Genomic DNA, 725 nt, shown 5'->3' with positions numbered 1-725 from the left:
GATCGAACGGTAGCGCGCCGCTTCCTTTTGCAGATGTTCCAGCTTTCGCAGCGTGCGTTCCATCCGTCCCTCGGGCAACACAGTTCCGGTCTGCTCAAACACCTCATCAGCGCGATCCAATTCACCGCGATAACGCTCTACGGCCTTGTCAATCTCGCCCAGCTTCTGGCGCAGCTTGCCACGCGTGTAGTTCCTGGCCTTGGAGTTCACCGCCTTGAACCGGCTGCCATCAATGGCAACCAGATTACCGTCCAAGAGATTGATATCGCGGCAGAGCGCGACGAACTGCTGGCAGACCTTGCGGATCGCGGGGCCATTGTCCTTTCGGAAGTCGGCAATCGTCTTGAAGTCAGGCTTCAACCGGCCCGTCAGCCAGATCAGGTCCAGATTGCGGCCGCATTCACGTTCCAGCCTCCGCGATGACTGGATTTGATTGAGGTAGCCATACAGGTAAATCCGCAGCATCACCCCGGTATGGTAGCCGGGCCGACCCGTCGAAGCTGGCGAGGATTGGAACCCCAGTCCGGCCAAATCGAGCATGTCGATGAACGCATCAACTGCCCGCACAGGACTGTCTTCGCCCACGTAATCGTCCAGATATTCCCGCAGCAACATCGCCTGATATCGATCCACACCCTCGATAAACTGCCCCATGGAACGCCTCCGCAGCGAATCCAGAAATCATACCATCTCTATGGCAACAACGGCAGTTTCCACACAGACTC

1 protein-coding gene is annotated in these 725 nt (G+C 57.4%); it reads right to left on the bottom strand.

The genetic code is table 11. The features are described 5' to 3' along the window. On the bottom strand, positions 1-654 hold a 654-nt coding region (locus H9Q16_RS20505; RefSeq protein ID WP_191077342.1), incomplete at its 3' end, for a transposase. Positions 655-725: the final 71 nt, after the last annotated feature.

Source organism: Sulfitobacter aestuariivivens, assembly GCF_014763045.1.
GTDB classification, from domain to species: domain Bacteria; phylum Pseudomonadota; class Alphaproteobacteria; order Rhodobacterales; family Rhodobacteraceae; genus Sulfitobacter; species Sulfitobacter aestuariivivens.
Note: the sequence above shows the minus strand (reverse complement) of the source record. Positions and strands in the feature narration are given on the sequence as shown.